Below are 14,664 nucleotides of genomic sequence, written 5' to 3'. Positions count from 1 at the left end.
CCGCAGGCTAATTAACGACGACCTTCAGCAATAGCGGTAACAGCCTGCAGTTCTGCGGCTTCCTGCTCTTGCTGTTCCTGACGATCACGAACATCGAGAATCTGGTTAGTGATCAACCCTTCTTCGATTTCGCGCAGTGCGATTACAGTCGTTTTATCGTTTTCTTCAGGCACTAGTGGATCTTTACCACCAGTTTGCATCTGACGAGCGCGACGTGCGGCGACCAGAACCAGGTCAAAACGGTTACCAATTTTCTCAACAGCGTCCTGAACAGTTACGCGTGCCATAATTAAAATGCTCCACAGATGAAGAAATGACTGGGCATGATACTGAAACTGGGCTCAGTCTGCCAATAGTTTGCTGATTAAAGCGTCATGTCGCGCTTTTTGGCGACCCATTCGTAGACGCTCGGCACGAATGATAATTTTTAAATCTGACAGTGCGGTGTCAAAATCGTCGTTGACGATTAAATAGTCGTATTCAGCGTAATGGCTCATTTCTGCAACAGCCTGCTCCATTCGCTTCGTAATAACTTCTTCACTGTCCTGCCCACGGCCACGTAAGCGACGGTCTAACTCGTCTTTCGACGGTGGCAGAATAAAAATACTGCGGGCTTGCGGCATTTTCTCACGAATCTGCTTGGCACCTTGCCAATCGATATCCAGAAAAACATCTACACCTGTTGCCAAGACTTGCTCAATGGCATGGCGTGAAGTGCCGTAGTAATTACCAAACACTTCCGCGTGTTCAAGGAAAGCGTCTTCAGCAATCATCTGCTTAAACTCTTCCTTTTCCACAAAGAAATAGTGCTCGCCATGTTTCTCTCCCGGACGAATACCACGAGTGGTATGGGAGATAGAAACTTGCGTGTCATACAGCGGTTGTGTCTTTAACAAAGCCTGGATGAGGCTGGATTTCCCTGCGCCACTTGGGGCGGAAACGATATAAAGCGTGCCTTGAGCCATGAGTTCTAACTTATTCGGTAAGCATAAAAAGAAGTGCGTATACGGGCCTATTATACACGCCGTCTACGTGTCACGGAGAATTTGTCGCACTCACCAGCAATATTTCTGCCATTTTGCGCAAGGATTTCCAAAAAGCATGCCGTATTACTGCAACACATTAAAAACCTCTGAAAGCCCCTCGCATCCTTTTTAAAACCCAATCGCACAGCTTGTTTTTGAGCGTTATATCTCTCTTTGCTTTTACGCGGAGGGTCATATGAGGTGGATAACAAAGTTTATCGGGTTGCTGGGGATGTTCAGCGCAATGGCGGCAGCATCATGTCCGGTCTGGTCCTCTGAGCAAGCCCAGCAGGAGATGGCGACATTGAAAGAAAAGCTTGGGGAATGGGATCAAGCCTATTATCAACAAGGTGTTAGTATCGTCAGTGATGCTACATACGATGGCCTACGTAACCAGTTCAATAATTGGCAGCGGTGCTTTAACCCAACAGAAGAACCTCAACAGCCTGGGTTATTCACGCATGGCAAAGCGCTTCATCCCGTTGCTCATACTGGTGTTAAAAAACTTCCCGACAGAACAGCCGTTGGATTGTGGGTAAAAGGCAAAACCGATCTCTGGGTACAGCCGAAAGTGGATGGTGTGGCAGTGACATTGGTTTATCGCCAGGGTCGCCTCGTTCAACTTCTGAGCCGGGGTGATGGTGAAAAAGGACAGGATTGGACAGTAAAAGCCAAAAGGATTCCTGACATCCCTCAAACCCTTATCGGCCCACTTGCCAATAGTGTGCTGCAGGGTGAGATCTTCTGGAAAAGAGATAATCACGTACAGAAAACAATGGGCAGCATTAACGCCCGAGGAAAAACTGCTGGCGCTATGATGCGCAAGGGTGACACTGCTTTACTCAAAGAGTTGGGGATCTTTATATGGGCCTGGCCCGACGGCCCAACGCAAATGAACCAGAAAATGGAAGTACTTGCGCAGGCCGGTTTCCCGCTGACTAAAACCTGGTCAAAGTCCGTTAATTCTATAGATGAGATATTGAAGCAGCGCGAGTCATGGTTTACGACCCCATTACCCTTTGTGACAGATGGCGTGGTTGTCCGAGAAGGGGTTGAACCAACGGGAAAGTACTGGGCTCCGGGAAAGGCTGCATGGGTAGTTGCATGGAAATATCCGCCATTACAGCAAGTTGCTGAAGTTAAAAGCGTTCAGTTTGCTGTGGGGCGTACGGGCAAAGTCTCCGTTGTACTTAATCTGCATCCCTTACAGATTGATGATAAACACGTTAAACGAGTAAACATCGGTTCAGTTAGAAAATGGCAGGCGTTGGATATTGTCGCAGGCGATCAGATAATGGTGAGCCTTGCCGGGCAGGGAATTCCTCGTTTTGACGAGGTTGTGTGGCGAGTTAATCCGCGCAATAAACCGCAACCACCATCCGAACAAAAGAACACGACGCTGAGCTGCCTCTATTTTGAGAGCGGGTGCCGTGAGCAGTTTATTGCTCGCCTCACGTGGTTAAGCTCTCCGGAAATACTGAATATCAACGGGGTTAGTGTGCGTTCCTGGCAGCAGCTCCAACAAAATCTCAACCTGGAACATATCTTTTCCTGGTTGGCAGTCACTCAGAATGATTTGTCTCAGATTAGTAATGCGTCTGTCGCCAGAACGGCACATCAGTGGCAGCAATTCTCGCAAGCCCGGCAGCAACCATTCAGGCAGTGGTTGCTGGCATTTGGCTTACCGTTACCAAGAGCGGTACTCACCACAATGCCCGATTCACAATGGTCACATTTGGTTGCCAGGGATGAGCTTAGTTGGCAAAAGCTGCCGGGAGTAGGTCCGATAAGGGCAAAAAAACTGGTGGAGTTTGTGAATCATCCCCAAATAGCTGCACTAGCGGCTTTTCTGGCACAGCAAGGAATTCGGGGATTTATTGATCAGTGATCTGCATGTTTGTAGTGGAACACAGGCAATCCAAGGCGCAGACGTAATGCCAGCAAACGTGTCGTGAATCCGAAGATAAGTGTGGAAATGATCACCACGTCCTGGTTCGAAACATAGTGCTGCAAAACGATATAGAGCACTGCTGAGGCGAATGCTATGCCAGCATACAGTTCCTTTTGGAAAACCAGTGGGATACGTTTACAGAACATATCGCGCAGGACACCACCAAATACACCGGTCACTACGGCTGCAATAATGGCGATGATTGGGCCTTCACCCATATCCAAGGCGATTTGTGCGCCGATGATAGAGAAAACAACCAATCCAAGCGCATCGAGAACCAGGAAAAGGCGGCGCAGATGAGGCATCACAGGAGCAAACACCGTGGTGAGTACAGCGGCAATGGCCACAATCACGACGTATTCAGGGTGTTTCACCCAGCCTAACGGGTAGTGCCCAAGCAGAATATCACGTACAGAACCACCGCCAAGTGCAGTAGCCGTCGCAATAATGATGACACCGAAAGTATCCATGCGTCGGCGGCCTGCTGCGAGTGCACCGGTCATTGCCTCGGCGGTAATCCCGACCAAATAAAGAATATGTAATAGCATTGATACCTCCAGTGGAAACGCTGAGAGGGTAACGTTTTGTGAACAATGTCACGATTGAGTTTTTTTAAAGCGAAGCGGTTTTGATTACATTTACTAATGCATAAATGCTTCTTGTGGCAGAAAGGTAGGGGTTTTCTGTGCTTTATCTATGTGAAGTGGATTACTTAAATTGACGCTTAAGGTCGCCTGGATGGTAAAAGCCCGCATAGTGCGGGCTTAGAAAGGCAATGTGAACATCACTCGATATTCTGAATCTGCTCACGCATCTGTTCAATCAGCACTTTCAATTCAATCGCTGAATTGGTGACATCTGAATTGATAGATTTTGATGCCAGAGTATTCGACTCGCGGTTGAATTCTTGCATCATAAAGTCGAGGCGACGGCCAACAGCTTCTTTTTTCTTAAGAATGTTGTATGTCTCTTTGACGTGCGCTTCCAGGCGATCCAGCTCTTCAGCAACGTCGACACGCTGAGCCATCAGCACAAGTTCTTGCTCCAGACGGTTATTCTCAAGCTGAACTTGTGCATCTTCCAGTTTTGCCACCAGGCGTTCACGCTGCCATTTTAAAACTTCAGGCATCTGTGCACGAACATTGACGACCTCAGCGCTCACGCCTTGCAGGCGTTGCTCAATCATCGCCTTCAGAGCTTCGCCTTCGGTTTCACGAGCAATAATGAAGTCATCCAGTGCACCATCAAGGGCTGCAAGAATTTCAGCGGTGATGGCATCAAGATCTTGTTCCTGAGCCGACATCACGCCTGGCCAGCGCAGAATATCAACCGGATTGATTTCGCCTTCGTCACTCTGCATTTTCACCCAGTTAGCTGCTTCAACTAGCTGTTTAGCCAGTTTTTCATTGAGCAGCAAAGAGCTTTGAGAGCGAGCATCAGGTTCGAAACGCAGGTTACATTCGATTTTTCCACGGGTTAAGCGGGTGCGGATACGCTCGCGAGCCACTGGTTCGAGGCTGCGGAACTGTTCCGGCATACGAATATAAGTTTCGAGATAGCGTTGGTTTACCGAACGTAACTCCCAGGAGGCGCTGCCCCATTCGCCTTTTACTTCACGTCGGGCATAGGCGGTCATACTGCGGATCATATTTCGTAACCGTATTGCGTAATAGATGTGGGGATTATAGCCATGCCTGGACTTCCAGGATAGGAATAAGCGAGTGAAGTCCGTATAATGCGCAGCCACATTCGTTTTAGCCCGGAGATAACCCATGCGTCCATCAGGTCGTAGCGCCGAACAAGTGCGTCCAGTCACCCTGACTCGTAATTACACCAAACACGCAGAAGGCTCCGTGCTGGTCGAGTTCGGCGACACTAAAGTACTTTGCACCGCCACTGTTGAAGAAGGCGTTCCGCGTTTTCTGAAAGGCCAGGGCCAGGGCTGGATCACAGCAGAATACGGGATGCTGCCTCGTGCAACGCATACTCGTAACTTCCGTGAAGCAGCAAAAGGTAAGCAAGGCGGTCGTACTCTTGAAATTCAGCGTCTGATTGCTCGCTCGCTTCGCGCAGCAGTCGATTTGAAAGTTCTGGGTGAATACACCATTACGCTGGACTGTGATGTTCTGCAGGCTGACGGCGGTACTCGTACAGCTTCAATCACTGGTGCTTGTGTTGCTCTGGCTGATGCACTGAACAAGCTGGTGGCCGCAGGTAAGCTGAAAACCAACCCGATGAAAGGGATGGTAGCTGCAGTATCAGTTGGTATCGTTAATGGTGCTGCTGTTTGCGATCTGGAATATGTTGAAGATTCTGCCGCAGAAACCGACATGAACGTCGTGATGATGGAAGATGGCCGTATGATTGAGGTTCAGGGCACCGCTGAAGGCGAGCCGTTCACCCATGAAGAGCTACTGGCGCTACTAGCGCTGGCACGAGGGGGAATTGAATCTATCGTAACGGCGCAGAAGGCGGCGTTAGAAAATTGATTTTAGGCGACTCTGAGAGTCGCCTTTTTTTTTGTCTTAATTACTGAGGAGCAAATCCATGAAACCGTATCAGCGCCAGTTTATTGAGTTTGCGCTTAACAAGCAGGTACTTAAGTTTGGCGAATTCACGCTGAAATCCGGGCGTACCAGCCCTTATTTCTTCAATGCCGGGCTGTTCAATACCGGGCGCGACCTGGCGCTATTGGGCCGTTTTTATGCTGCCGCGTTAGTGGATTCCGGAATTGAGTTTGATTTGCTGTTTGGGCCGGCTTACAAAGGGATTCCAATCGCGACGACTACCGCCGTTGCGTTGGCCGAACATCACGAGCTTGATCTGCCATATTGCTTTAATCGCAAAGAAGCCAAAGACCATGGTGAAGGTGGCAATCTGGTTGGTAGTGCGCTGCAAGGGCGTGTAATGCTGGTGGATGATGTAATCACCGCAGGTACCGCAATCCGTGAGTCCATGGAAATTATTGCCGCTAATAATGCATCACTGGCTGGCGTGCTAATTTCTCTGGACCGCCAGGAACGTGGCCGTGGTGAGATATCAGCGATTCAGGAAGTTGAGCGTGATTACCAGTGCAAAGTGATTTCAATCATCACTCTGAAAGACTTGGTTGAATACCTTGAAGAAAAACCTGAGATGGCTGTGCATTTAGCGGCTGTGCAGGAATACCGTACTCAGTACGGTGTGTAAGAAAAAGGGCCTTTAAAAGGCCCTTTTCAATTACTGAAGCTGGGAAGCAACCAGTGGCCATCGGGTATCAAAATCATCGGTAGGTAGATAGCGGAATTCGCTACGTACAAAACGCGACAATGTCCCTTCGCAAAATGCCAGAAGCTGGCTTGCCAGCAGCGATTCATCGGTTACAAACCCTTCGCCTTCACGCATCTTCTTTTCGCGCATTACCTGACGCAATTGCACTTCAATACGTTCAAAGAGCTGGTTGATGCGGCCTTGCAGGCGGTCTTGTTCAAACATCAGCGCATGGCCGGTGAGAATACGTGTAAGTCCCGGGTTGCGTTCGCCAAACCCGAGAATCAGTAGAACAATCAAACGTAACCGAGAGTGTGTGTCTTTCTCATCTTTCAAAATGAGATTGATACGGGTAATTAGGCTGTCTTCAATAAACTCGATAAGACTATCGAACATTTTCGTTTTACTAGGAAAATGTCGATAAAGTGCAGCTTCGGAAACGCCAACAGCCGCCGCGAGCTTGGCAGTTGTGATTCGTTGGCTTCCATCACTGGATTCAAGCATTTGGGCCAGAGACTGAAGTATTTCTTCGCGACGATTCCGTTTCGCGGTTTGTTTTTCTGCCATGTTCTAAAATACCCCTGAAATAACACACTTGTCAGGCAAGTAGCCACACAGCGCTCGCAAACTTAAAGTTTGCGGTTTTTTCACATTTTTTACGCTGTGGGGTTACGTTTATAAACGAAGTTACTGGCGACCCGAATGGCCGAAACCGCCTTCGCCTCGGTCACTGGAGTCGAAATCTTCAACCAGATTGAATTCAGCCTGAACAACAGGCACAAATACCATTTGTGCAATGCGCTCGCCGGGTTCGATGGTGAAGTGGTCTTGTCCACGGTTCCACACGGAAACCATTAACTGACCCTGGTAATCGGAGTCTATCAGCCCGACAAGGTTGCCTAACACTACGCCATGCTTATGACCAAGTCCTGAACGAGGCAGAATGACTGCCGCCAGAGATGGATCGGCGATATGGATAGCCAGTCCGGTTGGTATCAGCTTGGTAATGCCAGGAGCAAGCTCTACGGCCTCATCCAGACAGGCACGTAGGTCAAGACCTGCGGAGCCGGAAGTTGCATAAGTCGGCAGTGGGAACTGTTGGCCAACGCGTGGGTCCAGAATCTTAACATCGATTTTTTTCATCATAACGGGTAACTATCTCGTTCAGTAAAAGATGGCCAAGGAGTTCCTTACGCTCAAGAGGTAAGACTTTATCTCCATCCTGCCAGAAAAGGTGCAATGCATTGTTTTCGCTGTTAAATCCCTGACCTTCTTGTGAAACATCGTTCGCACAAATCAGATCGAGGTTTTTACTCACGCGTTTTTGCCTGGCGTATTCTTCCACATTATTTGTTTCGGCGGCAAACCCAACAACATAAGGACGATGAGTTAAAAGTGCTGCGACACCGGCGACAATATCCGGGTTTTTTATCATTTTTATTGTGATTTCATCGCCTTGCTTTTTGATTTTTTCTTCAGCAACGGCGGCGGCACGATAGTCTGCAACAGCCGCACAGCCAACAAAAATTTGCTGCCCCTGGACATGTTGTTGAACCGTGGCTTCCATTTCGAGGGCCGTGGTGACATCAATGCGTTTTACCCATGGTGGAGTTGGCAAAGAAACAGGGCCGGAAATTAATGTCACATTTGCACCACGTGCAGCAGCAGCAGCAGCAATTGCGTAGCCCATTTTCCCTGAGCTATCGTTGGTGATGTAACGCACCGGGTCCAGGCGTTCACGAGTTGGGCCTGCGGTAATCATGACATTAAGATGTTGCAGATCTTTGATGACAGTAAAATGTTGCGCTGCCATCTCAACAATCGCTAATGGGTCAAGCATACGGCCAGGGCCTATATCGCCACAGGCCTGGCTGCCGCTATCGGGCCCCCAGATCAATAGGCCGCGTGTAGATAAAACCTCAAGATTGTGCTGAGTTGCTGTTGCCCGATACATTTGTTGGTTCATGGCTGGCAAAACGGCAACGGGTGCGGGTGTTGCAAGGCAAATCGTGCTCACAAGGTCATTTGCCATCCCTGCGGTAATGCGGGCAATTAAATCAGCTGTCGCCGGCGCAAGAATAACTAAATCAGCCCATTTGCCTAATTCGATATGCCCCATAGCCGCTTCTGCTGCGGGATCTAACAAGCTATCTGACACAGGATAACCTGACACGGCTTGTAAACTCAGTGGCGTAATAAAGGCTTTGGCGGCCTCAGTCATTACTACCCGCACCTCAGCGCCGCGTTCGCGCAGACGGCGTACCAGCTCTGGCGTTTTGTAAGCAGCGATACCGCCGCTCACACCCAGAACAATTTTTTTGCCAGCAAGCCCAATCATGATTTTTCCACCAGAAGTCACAGTCATCTGAATATTTTACCACACTCATTCGGTATCGACTTTTTGCAGTTTGCGAGACATCCCGCATGGAGAATATCTGCGTGTCGTATGCGTTGCTTGAGTTGTGCTAAATAGTGATAACGAAGGGCAAGGAGGTTCTGATGGATGAGTCATTGAGGCAAGACAAAGCGGATATGCCGCGGGAAAAGCTTTTGAAATTTGGGGCTAGCGCATTATCTGACGTGGAGTTACTGGCGCTTTTCTTACGCACTGGCTGCAGGAATATGAATGTCATGGCATTTGCGCAAAGCTTGCTACATCAGTTTGGCTCGTTAAGTCGGCTGCTGTCGGCTGATTATTCGCAATTCAAAGATGTGAAAGGTATTGGGAGCGCGAAATACACCCAGTTGAATGCCATTGCTGAGCTTGCGAGGCGTTATTACTATTCTCGTGGTGTTGAGGAATTAACGCTCAAGGGGCCTGATTCCGTAAGGGATTTCATCCAAAGCCAACTGACCACAGCAGAGCGTGAGATCTTTATGGTTATTTTTTTAGATAATCAGCATCGGGTGATTAAACATTGCCCTATGTTTTCGGGAACATTGAACCATGTTGAGGTTCATCCGAGAGAAATTGTGCGTGAAGCGATGAAATCCAATGCAGCGGCGCTAATACTCGCGCATAATCACCCGTCTGGTCGAGCAGAACCGAGTAAAGCTGATCGTGTTATTACTGAACGTATCGTAAAAGCTTGCCTGTTTATGGAAATTCGAGTGCTCGATCATCTTGTTATTGGCCGTGGAGAGTACGTTTCTTTTGCCGAACGTGGGTGGATTTAAGACGAATTGCGCGATCCTTGGGGATCTTTGTCTGTTCGGGACTTGAGCACATGCGTTAGGCAGCGTATACTACGCCACCTTTGAGAATCTCGGGTTTTGGCATTATGCGCCTGGCACTGTGGTTCACATTGAACCGCCAGGGACCAGGCTTGCGGCCTGACGAGGCGCCATAACCCTATACGAAGCTCGAGCTAATTTGATTTTTGGAGAATAGACATGTCCCGAGTCTGCCAAGTTACTGGCAAGCGTCCGGTGACCGGTAATAACCGTTCCCACGCAATGAACGCGACCAAACGCCGTTTCCTGCCGAACCTGCACTCTCACCGTTTTTGGGTTGAGAGCGAGAAGCGTTTTGTCACACTGCGTGTATCTGCTAAAGGTATGCGTGTAATTGATAAGAAGGGTATCGAAACGGTCTTGGCCGATATGCGTACCCGTGGCGAGAAGTACTAAGAGGAACTAAGTCATGGCTAAAGGTGTTCGCGAGAAGATCAAGCTGGTTTCTTCTGCTGGTACTGGTCACTTCTATACCACCACGAAGAACAAGCGTACTAAGCCGGAAAAATTGGAATTGAAAAAATTCGATCCAGTTGTCCGTCAACACGTACTGTACAAAGAAGCTAAAATTAAATAATTTTAGTATCTTTGATGAAAACCTCGCTTCGGCGGGGTTTTTTTGTTTTAGGACTTTGAGTGTGGAGGATTGATGCCTGAGTTACCTGAAGTAGAAACCAGCCGACGTGGTATAGAGCCGCATCTGGTTGGTGAAACCATCTTGCATGCTGTCGTGCGTAATGGTCGACTGCGTTGGCCTGTCTCCGATGAAATCCATGCTCTGAGTGATAAACCCGTTTTAAGTGTGCAGCGTCGCGCTAAGTACCTGCTGCTCGAACTTCCCGATGGCTGGATTATTATCCATCTTGGCATGTCGGGTAGCCTGCGCATTCTTCCTGAAGATTATCCCGCTGAAAAACATGACCATGTCGATTTGGTGATGAGCAATGGCAAAGTCCTGCGTTATACCGATCCGCGCCGTTTCGGTGCATGGCTGTGGGCGAAGGAGCTGGAAGGTAGCAATGTGCTGGCGCTTCTTGGCCCAGAACCACTGAGCGACGAATTTTCGGCTGATTATCTGCGTGAAAAATCCGCGAAAAAGAAAATCGCCATTAAGCCGTGGCTAATGGATAACAAGCTGGTGGTGGGAGTGGGTAACATTTACGCCAGTGAATCGCTGTTTGCTGCGGGGATCCATCCGGACAGAGCTGCGCAGTCATTGTCTCAAATAGAATGTGATTTACTGGTTAAAACGATAAAAGCGGTGCTGCTTCGTTCGATAGAACAAGGCGGGACGACGCTAAAAGATTTCCTTCAGTCTGATGGTAAACCGGGCTATTTCGCTCAGGAATTACAGGTTTACGGACGGGCCGGTGAGCCGTGCAGAGTTTGTGGTGCGCCAATTATTATCAGTAAGCATGGGCAGCGCAGTACTTTTTATTGCCGCCACTGTCAGCACTAATTATCACCCGTCATCATGCAACTCGGATGCTATAAGGGCTGTTTGAGTTTTTCCAGTAACGCCTTGCAAACTGGCTCTGGCAGGAAATGTGCAACATCACCATGATGGCGGGCGACTTCTTTTACCAGCGATGAAGAGACAAAAGACCACTCTTTCGAGGGCATCAGGAATACGCTTTCAAGCTCTGGCATTAAATGACGGTTCATATGAGCCAGCTGCATCTCATATTCAAAATCTGCTGCTGTGCGTAGCCCGCGGACCAGGACATTCGCCTGCTGGGTCTTCGCAAAATTCGCCATCAGGTCGCTAAATCCGACAACTTCTACATTAGGCAAATGCGCCGTAACCCCTTGAGCGAGTTGAACTCTTTCTTCCAGTGTGAAGAGGGTTTTTTTATGCGGGCTGTTAGCTATAGCCAGAATTAAGGTATCGAACATCATCGCCCCGCGAGTCACTATGTCCAGATGACCATTGGTAATGGGATCAAATGTGCCTGGGTAAATCGCTCGGGTGGTCATAGTGGTTTGTTTTCCGTGTAGCTTTGATTCAGTGCCCAGAGTTCAGCGTACTTGTTAAACGTGTATTGTGCATTGACGACCGCAAGTAACCAGCCCTGCTTCCCATCGAGAAAACCAGCACGCAAAAACAGAGTTTTACAAAATGCCCCGAACGTGTGACCGAAAATACCTGCAATGGAGACTCGTTTGCCGCGTTGATGACGCTCTTGCGCCCACGCGGTCGCATAATTTAACTGTTTGCGTTGGAAGCTTGCGAAATCACGGCAGGTCAAATGGAGCAAATCCCCTTTAAGCGGGATAACTTTTGCCCCGTGTGCCTTGAGAGATTCATGAACCTGATTATCATTATAGTGGTAACGCGAGCGGGCATAGAGGCGAGTCACACGATCGGGATACCAGCCGCTGTGGCGCATAAAGCGTCCGAGGAACAAGTTGCGGCGTGCAATGCTGTAAACAGTATCTGGCTGAGGATTTTCTAGTACCGCTTGGAGTGTGCTAGCCAGTTCGGGTGTGACGCGCTCATCGGTATCGATCATCAAAATATAATCGTGGCTGGCATAGCTCTGTGCGAGCTGACGTTGTTTGCCAAAACCCTGCCAGTCTTCATTAATGAAAACTTTCGCACCTGCCTGAAGGGCTATCTCGACGGTAGAATCGGTACTTCCTGAATCCAGCAACACCACCTCATCTGCCCATGAGACTGAAGCCAGGCATTCTGGCAATACGTCTGCCGCATTTTTAGCGATCATCACGACGGACAAACGATTGGGCATTAATGGCTCCGTTGTGGCAGATAAGGTTGCAGTAATTGTAGCAAGCGTTGCAGTGCGCCTTGATTCTGGTGAAGTACTTCAACTGCATGGCGACCGTAGTAAAGACGATAATCTTCATCAGTCAGCAACGTGGTGATTTCATTGACCAGTGAGTTGGCATCGGTGACGGTAATCAGCCCATCAGCATTCTGCAATCTGGCGCATATATCTTTGAAATTGAAGGTGTGCGGGCCCATTAAGACCGGAATTGCATGAGCAGAAGGTTCCAGCGGATTATGGCCTCCACGCTCAACCAAACTGCCGCCAACAAAGGCGAGATCGGCAATCCCGTACAGCATCATCAGTTCGCCCATCGTATCGCCAATCACCACTTGCGTGCTGTTGGACGGTTTTTCTCCGCTGCTGCGCATGATGTAACTGAAACCAGCTTTCTGAGCCATATCCCGTGCGTCTTTAAAACGTTCCGGGTGGCGTGGGACAAGAATGAGTAATAAATCAGGGAATTTGGCCAGTAACTGGCGGTGCGCATCAAGAATAATGCTCTCTTCGCCATCATGGGTGCTGGTAGCAATCCAGACTTTGCGATGTGGAGCCCATTGGCGGCGTAGCGTAATCGCGCGTGCGGCAAGCTCTGGAGTCACAGAGATATCAAATTTCAGGCTGCCGGTAACAGTCAGTTGCGAGCGTTTCAATCCTAGTTCGATGAAACGGCCGCCATCTTCTTCATTTTGCGCAGCAATAAGCGTGATTTTGCTCATCAGGCGACGAGTGAAATTACCCAGCTTTTTATATCCATTTGCCGAACGGGCAGAGAGACGGGCATTGGCAATAACCAACGGGATTTTACGTTTATGTAATTCGTTGATCATGTTTGGCCATAGCTCAGTTTCCATCACGATGACTAATTTCGGGCGCACGGTGTTGAAAAAGCGCTTCATGGCGCAGGGGAGATCGTAAGGTAAATAGACGTGATGTACGTTTTGCCCAAACGCCGACTGAGCACGTTCAGAGCCGGTAGGGGTCATCGTGGTGACGGTAATCGGAATCGTTGGGTAACGATGGCGTAGGGCTCGCACTAACGGAATTGCGGCCAGTGTCTCACCTACGGAAACTGAATGCAGAAGAATACCATCGGGCTCCACTTTTCCACGGCAATAACCGTAGCGTTCCGCCCAGCGTTTACGATACGCGGGAGCTTTACGGCTACGGAGTAATAGTCGCAGCCATACAATTGGCTGAATAAGATAGAACAGTGCGGTATACAACGATTCCAAGCGAATTTTCCGTATTTTCATTATCGGCGGGCAAATTCTAAGCATTCGGGAAGCTTAAAGCTATTGTTTTGGTAACTTCACGAAGGCATTGCTTAGTATTCGGAGCAGTTTGTGTCGTGTTGCAAAAATGACGGGTAGTAAGCACTACCCGTAAAAGAAATGTTTCTCAACCAGGTACTCGTGTTGCTTTCTTTAGTTTTAGATAACGACGCCCCAAGCGCCAGCGCAGGCGGAAGCCGCGGGCATTTTTCCAGATAAGGCGCCAGATACCGCGATCAAAAAACTCCTGGATGATCATCTTCTTTTTATGCGGATCTTTCATGTTGTTGAAAGTATGCAGTATTCCAAGGCCTTCTTTTGCAATTTGCCAATTGCAGGCTGGAATGTTTTTGACGGCTTCAGGATAGCGCTGGTTAATAGCATCCAGCATCTCCAGAATTTTCATGTAGTGGCGAGCGGAGCGGATGAGTGTGTCATCAGTATCGGGTTTGTGGGAAACCGAGGCTGAATGAATGTAGTAATCGTAGTATTGCTCGTCAGTATATTGAACACGTTCTGCGGCTAGTAACACTTCAGTTGTCCACGGAATGTCCTGATGGCGCAAACCAGGTTCAAACGTCAATCCATGTTCACGAATAAAATCATGGCGATAAAGATTCAGCCACGTGACATGCAGAAACTTGCGTGAATCGAGAGCGCGCTTTAGCCACTGTGGGCCGGTCAGTACATCAGTAGACTGAAGTTTGTCCTGCGGGAAAATTGGGCGTGAAGGTTTCTTATTATTTTCATAGACGTAATTACCATTGCAGGTGACAACATCCAGGTTGTTTTTCAGCGCTAAATTAAGAAGATGACGGTACATGCCAGGTTTAAAGTCGTCATCAATGTCCGGGAAGGAAAGGTATTGGCCTGTAGCCACTGCAAGTCCTGTATTACGTGCAATAGAAACGCCTTGGTTTTCCTGCTCAAGAACTTTCATACCGGGGAATTTGCTGCGCCATGCTTCAATTATCGCCATCGAGCCATCGGTTGAACCATCGTTCACCATAATGACTTCCATGTTATTGATGTTCTGAGCTTCAAGGCAGGCAAAAAATTTGGCCAAGAAAAGTTCGCCGTTATAAACAGCAACGACAACGCTAAGAAGTGGACGTAGGTTTTGTGGCATAAAATTACCTGAA

General features: G+C 48.7%; 18 protein-coding genes. 7 read left to right on the top strand and 11 right to left on the bottom strand.

Annotated elements, in window-relative coordinates; genetic code table 11:
- Nucleotides 1-11: 11 nt before the first annotated feature.
- Nucleotides 12-287, bottom strand: a complete 276-nt coding sequence (rpoZ, locus tag GC128_RS17770; RefSeq protein WP_034461476.1) for a DNA-directed RNA polymerase subunit omega — start codon at nucleotides 285-287, stop codon at nucleotides 12-14.
- A 54-nt stretch (nucleotides 288-341) separates the two neighbouring features.
- Nucleotides 342-965: a guanylate kinase gene (gene gmk / locus GC128_RS17765; protein WP_034461475.1), complete on the bottom strand. Its 624-nt coding sequence runs from the start codon at nucleotides 963-965 to the stop codon at nucleotides 342-344.
- A 256-nt stretch (nucleotides 966-1,221) separates the two neighbouring features.
- Between gmk and ligB the strand changes: the two genes are divergently transcribed.
- A complete protein-coding gene (gene ligB, locus GC128_RS17760) occupies nucleotides 1,222-2,913 on the top strand; it encodes an NAD-dependent DNA ligase LigB (RefSeq protein WP_151995404.1) in 1,692 nt (563 codons plus the stop codon).
- Here the strand turns inward: ligB and GC128_RS17755 are convergent.
- Together GC128_RS17755 and GC128_RS17750 are read right to left on the bottom strand one after the other, a co-directional pair.
- Nucleotides 2,907-3,524, bottom strand: coding sequence for a trimeric intracellular cation channel family protein (locus GC128_RS17755; RefSeq protein WP_151995403.1), 618 nt, complete (start codon nucleotides 3,522-3,524; stop codon nucleotides 2,907-2,909). The genes ligB and GC128_RS17755 overlap by 7 nt on opposite strands.
- A gap of 236 nt (nucleotides 3,525-3,760) precedes the next feature.
- The gene (locus tag GC128_RS17750) at nucleotides 3,761-4,624 is read right to left on the bottom strand and encodes a YicC/YloC family endoribonuclease (protein ID WP_151995402.1); all 864 of its coding nucleotides are present in this window, start codon (nucleotides 4,622-4,624) and stop codon (nucleotides 3,761-3,763) included.
- A 124-nt stretch (nucleotides 4,625-4,748) separates the two neighbouring features.
- Between GC128_RS17750 and rph the strand changes: the two genes are divergently transcribed.
- Nucleotides 4,749-5,465, top strand: coding sequence for a ribonuclease PH (gene rph / locus GC128_RS17745; RefSeq protein ID WP_034461471.1), 717 nt, complete (start codon nucleotides 4,749-4,751; stop codon nucleotides 5,463-5,465).
- Nucleotides 5,466-5,523: 58 nt separating this feature from the next.
- Nucleotides 5,524-6,165: an orotate phosphoribosyltransferase gene (gene pyrE, locus GC128_RS17740; protein WP_151995401.1), complete on the top strand. Its 642-nt coding sequence runs from the start codon at nucleotides 5,524-5,526 to the stop codon at nucleotides 6,163-6,165.
- 30 nt (nucleotides 6,166-6,195) lie between these two features.
- Here pyrE and slmA read toward each other — a convergent pair whose 3' ends face one another.
- The 3 genes from slmA to coaBC all read right to left on the bottom strand — a co-directional run bounded on the left by slmA (nucleotide 6,196) and on the right by coaBC (nucleotide 8,560).
- Nucleotides 6,196-6,792, bottom strand: a complete 597-nt coding sequence (gene slmA, locus GC128_RS17735) for a nucleoid occlusion factor SlmA (RefSeq protein WP_151995400.1) — start codon at nucleotides 6,790-6,792, stop codon at nucleotides 6,196-6,198.
- Between the two features lie 120 nt (nucleotides 6,793-6,912).
- Nucleotides 6,913-7,371: a dUTP diphosphatase gene (dut, locus tag GC128_RS17730; protein WP_193216278.1), complete on the bottom strand. Its 459-nt coding sequence runs from the start codon at nucleotides 7,369-7,371 to the stop codon at nucleotides 6,913-6,915.
- Nucleotides 7,349-8,560 (bottom strand): bifunctional phosphopantothenoylcysteine decarboxylase/phosphopantothenate--cysteine ligase CoaBC, encoded by a 1,212-nt coding sequence (gene coaBC / locus GC128_RS17725; RefSeq protein ID WP_151995426.1) that lies wholly within the window; start codon nucleotides 8,558-8,560, stop codon nucleotides 7,349-7,351. Before coaBC ends, dut begins: the two co-directional genes overlap by 23 nt.
- A gap of 164 nt (nucleotides 8,561-8,724) precedes the next feature.
- On the opposite strand from coaBC, the gene radC reads away from it, so the two are divergent.
- The 4 genes from radC to mutM all read left to right on the top strand — a co-directional run bounded on the left by radC (nucleotide 8,725) and on the right by mutM (nucleotide 10,918).
- A complete protein-coding gene (radC, locus tag GC128_RS17720; protein ID WP_151995399.1) occupies nucleotides 8,725-9,402 on the top strand; it encodes a RadC family protein in 678 nt (225 codons plus the stop codon).
- Nucleotides 9,403-9,618: 216 nt separating this feature from the next.
- Entirely contained in the window at nucleotides 9,619-9,855 is a 237-nt protein-coding gene (rpmB, locus tag GC128_RS17715) for a 50S ribosomal protein L28 (RefSeq protein WP_034461465.1), read from the top strand.
- Between the two features lie 13 nt (nucleotides 9,856-9,868).
- Entirely contained in the window at nucleotides 9,869-10,036 is a 168-nt protein-coding gene (gene rpmG / locus GC128_RS17710; protein WP_002208990.1) for a 50S ribosomal protein L33, read from the top strand.
- Between the two features lie 72 nt (nucleotides 10,037-10,108).
- Nucleotides 10,109-10,918, top strand: a complete 810-nt coding sequence (gene mutM / locus GC128_RS17705; protein ID WP_151995398.1) for a bifunctional DNA-formamidopyrimidine glycosylase/DNA-(apurinic or apyrimidinic site) lyase — start codon at nucleotides 10,109-10,111, stop codon at nucleotides 10,916-10,918.
- 29 nt (nucleotides 10,919-10,947) lie between these two features.
- Here the strand turns inward: mutM and coaD are convergent, their stop codons facing one another.
- The 4 genes from coaD to GC128_RS17685 form a co-directional block, all read right to left on the bottom strand.
- Complete coding sequence (gene coaD / locus GC128_RS17700; RefSeq protein ID WP_151995397.1) at nucleotides 10,948-11,436, bottom strand: pantetheine-phosphate adenylyltransferase; 489 nt, start codon at nucleotides 11,434-11,436, stop codon at nucleotides 10,948-10,950.
- On the bottom strand, nucleotides 11,433-12,209 hold the full coding sequence (locus GC128_RS17695) for a glycosyltransferase family 2 protein (RefSeq protein ID WP_151995396.1): 777 nt from the start codon (nucleotides 12,207-12,209) through the stop codon (nucleotides 11,433-11,435). The genes coaD and GC128_RS17695 overlap by 4 nt, the downstream gene beginning before the upstream one ends.
- A complete protein-coding gene (waaA, locus tag GC128_RS17690) occupies nucleotides 12,209-13,483 on the bottom strand; it encodes a lipid IV(A) 3-deoxy-D-manno-octulosonic acid transferase (RefSeq protein WP_034461461.1) in 1,275 nt (424 codons plus the stop codon). Before waaA ends, GC128_RS17695 begins: the two co-directional genes overlap by 1 nt.
- Before the next feature lie 166 nt (nucleotides 13,484-13,649).
- Nucleotides 13,650-14,651 carry a glycosyltransferase gene (locus GC128_RS17685; protein ID WP_151995395.1) on the bottom strand — a complete coding sequence of 334 codons (1,002 nt, stop codon included), beginning with the start codon at nucleotides 14,649-14,651 and terminating at the stop codon, nucleotides 13,650-13,652.
- Between the last annotated feature and the right edge of the window lie 13 nt (nucleotides 14,652-14,664).

Source organism: Buttiauxella massiliensis, assembly GCF_902500225.1.
In the GTDB taxonomy this organism is placed as follows: Bacteria; Pseudomonadota; Gammaproteobacteria; order Enterobacterales; family Enterobacteriaceae; genus Buttiauxella; species Buttiauxella massiliensis.
Note: the sequence above shows the minus strand (reverse complement) of the source record. Positions and strands in the feature narration are given on the sequence as shown.

What these genes read in the sequence shown, in the direction of transcription:
- GC128_RS17695 (WP_151995396.1), bottom strand. Translation starts at nt 12,209, where the DNA reads ATGCCCAATCGTTTGTCCGTCGTGATGATCGCTAAAAATGCGGCAGAC.
- dut (WP_193216278.1), bottom strand. Translation starts at nt 7,371, where the DNA reads ATGATGAAAAAAATCGATGTTAAGATTCTGGACCCACGCGTTGGCCAA.
- rph (WP_034461471.1), top strand. Translation starts at nt 4,749, where the DNA reads ATGCGTCCATCAGGTCGTAGCGCCGAACAAGTGCGTCCAGTCACCCTG.
- rpoZ (WP_034461476.1), bottom strand. Translation starts at nt 287, where the DNA reads ATGGCACGCGTAACTGTTCAGGACGCTGTTGAGAAAATTGGTAACCGT.
- coaD (WP_151995397.1), bottom strand. Translation starts at nt 11,436, where the DNA reads ATGACCACCCGAGCGATTTACCCAGGCACATTTGATCCCATTACCAAT.
- mutM (WP_151995398.1), top strand. Translation starts at nt 10,109, where the DNA reads ATGCCTGAGTTACCTGAAGTAGAAACCAGCCGACGTGGTATAGAGCCG.
- rpmG (WP_002208990.1), top strand. Translation starts at nt 9,869, where the DNA reads ATGGCTAAAGGTGTTCGCGAGAAGATCAAGCTGGTTTCTTCTGCTGGT.
- slmA (WP_151995400.1), bottom strand. Translation starts at nt 6,792, where the DNA reads ATGGCAGAAAAACAAACCGCGAAACGGAATCGTCGCGAAGAAATACTT.
- rpmB (WP_034461465.1), top strand. Translation starts at nt 9,619, where the DNA reads ATGTCCCGAGTCTGCCAAGTTACTGGCAAGCGTCCGGTGACCGGTAAT.
- gmk (WP_034461475.1), bottom strand. Translation starts at nt 965, where the DNA reads ATGGCTCAAGGCACGCTTTATATCGTTTCCGCCCCAAGTGGCGCAGGG.
- GC128_RS17685 (WP_151995395.1), bottom strand. Translation starts at nt 14,651, where the DNA reads ATGCCACAAAACCTACGTCCACTTCTTAGCGTTGTCGTTGCTGTTTAT.
- GC128_RS17755 (WP_151995403.1), bottom strand. Translation starts at nt 3,524, where the DNA reads ATGCTATTACATATTCTTTATTTGGTCGGGATTACCGCCGAGGCAATG.
- GC128_RS17750 (WP_151995402.1), bottom strand. Translation starts at nt 4,624, where the DNA reads ATGATCCGCAGTATGACCGCCTATGCCCGACGTGAAGTAAAAGGCGAA.
- radC (WP_151995399.1), top strand. Translation starts at nt 8,725, where the DNA reads ATGGATGAGTCATTGAGGCAAGACAAAGCGGATATGCCGCGGGAAAAG.
- pyrE (WP_151995401.1), top strand. Translation starts at nt 5,524, where the DNA reads ATGAAACCGTATCAGCGCCAGTTTATTGAGTTTGCGCTTAACAAGCAG.
- ligB (WP_151995404.1), top strand. Translation starts at nt 1,222, where the DNA reads ATGAGGTGGATAACAAAGTTTATCGGGTTGCTGGGGATGTTCAGCGCA.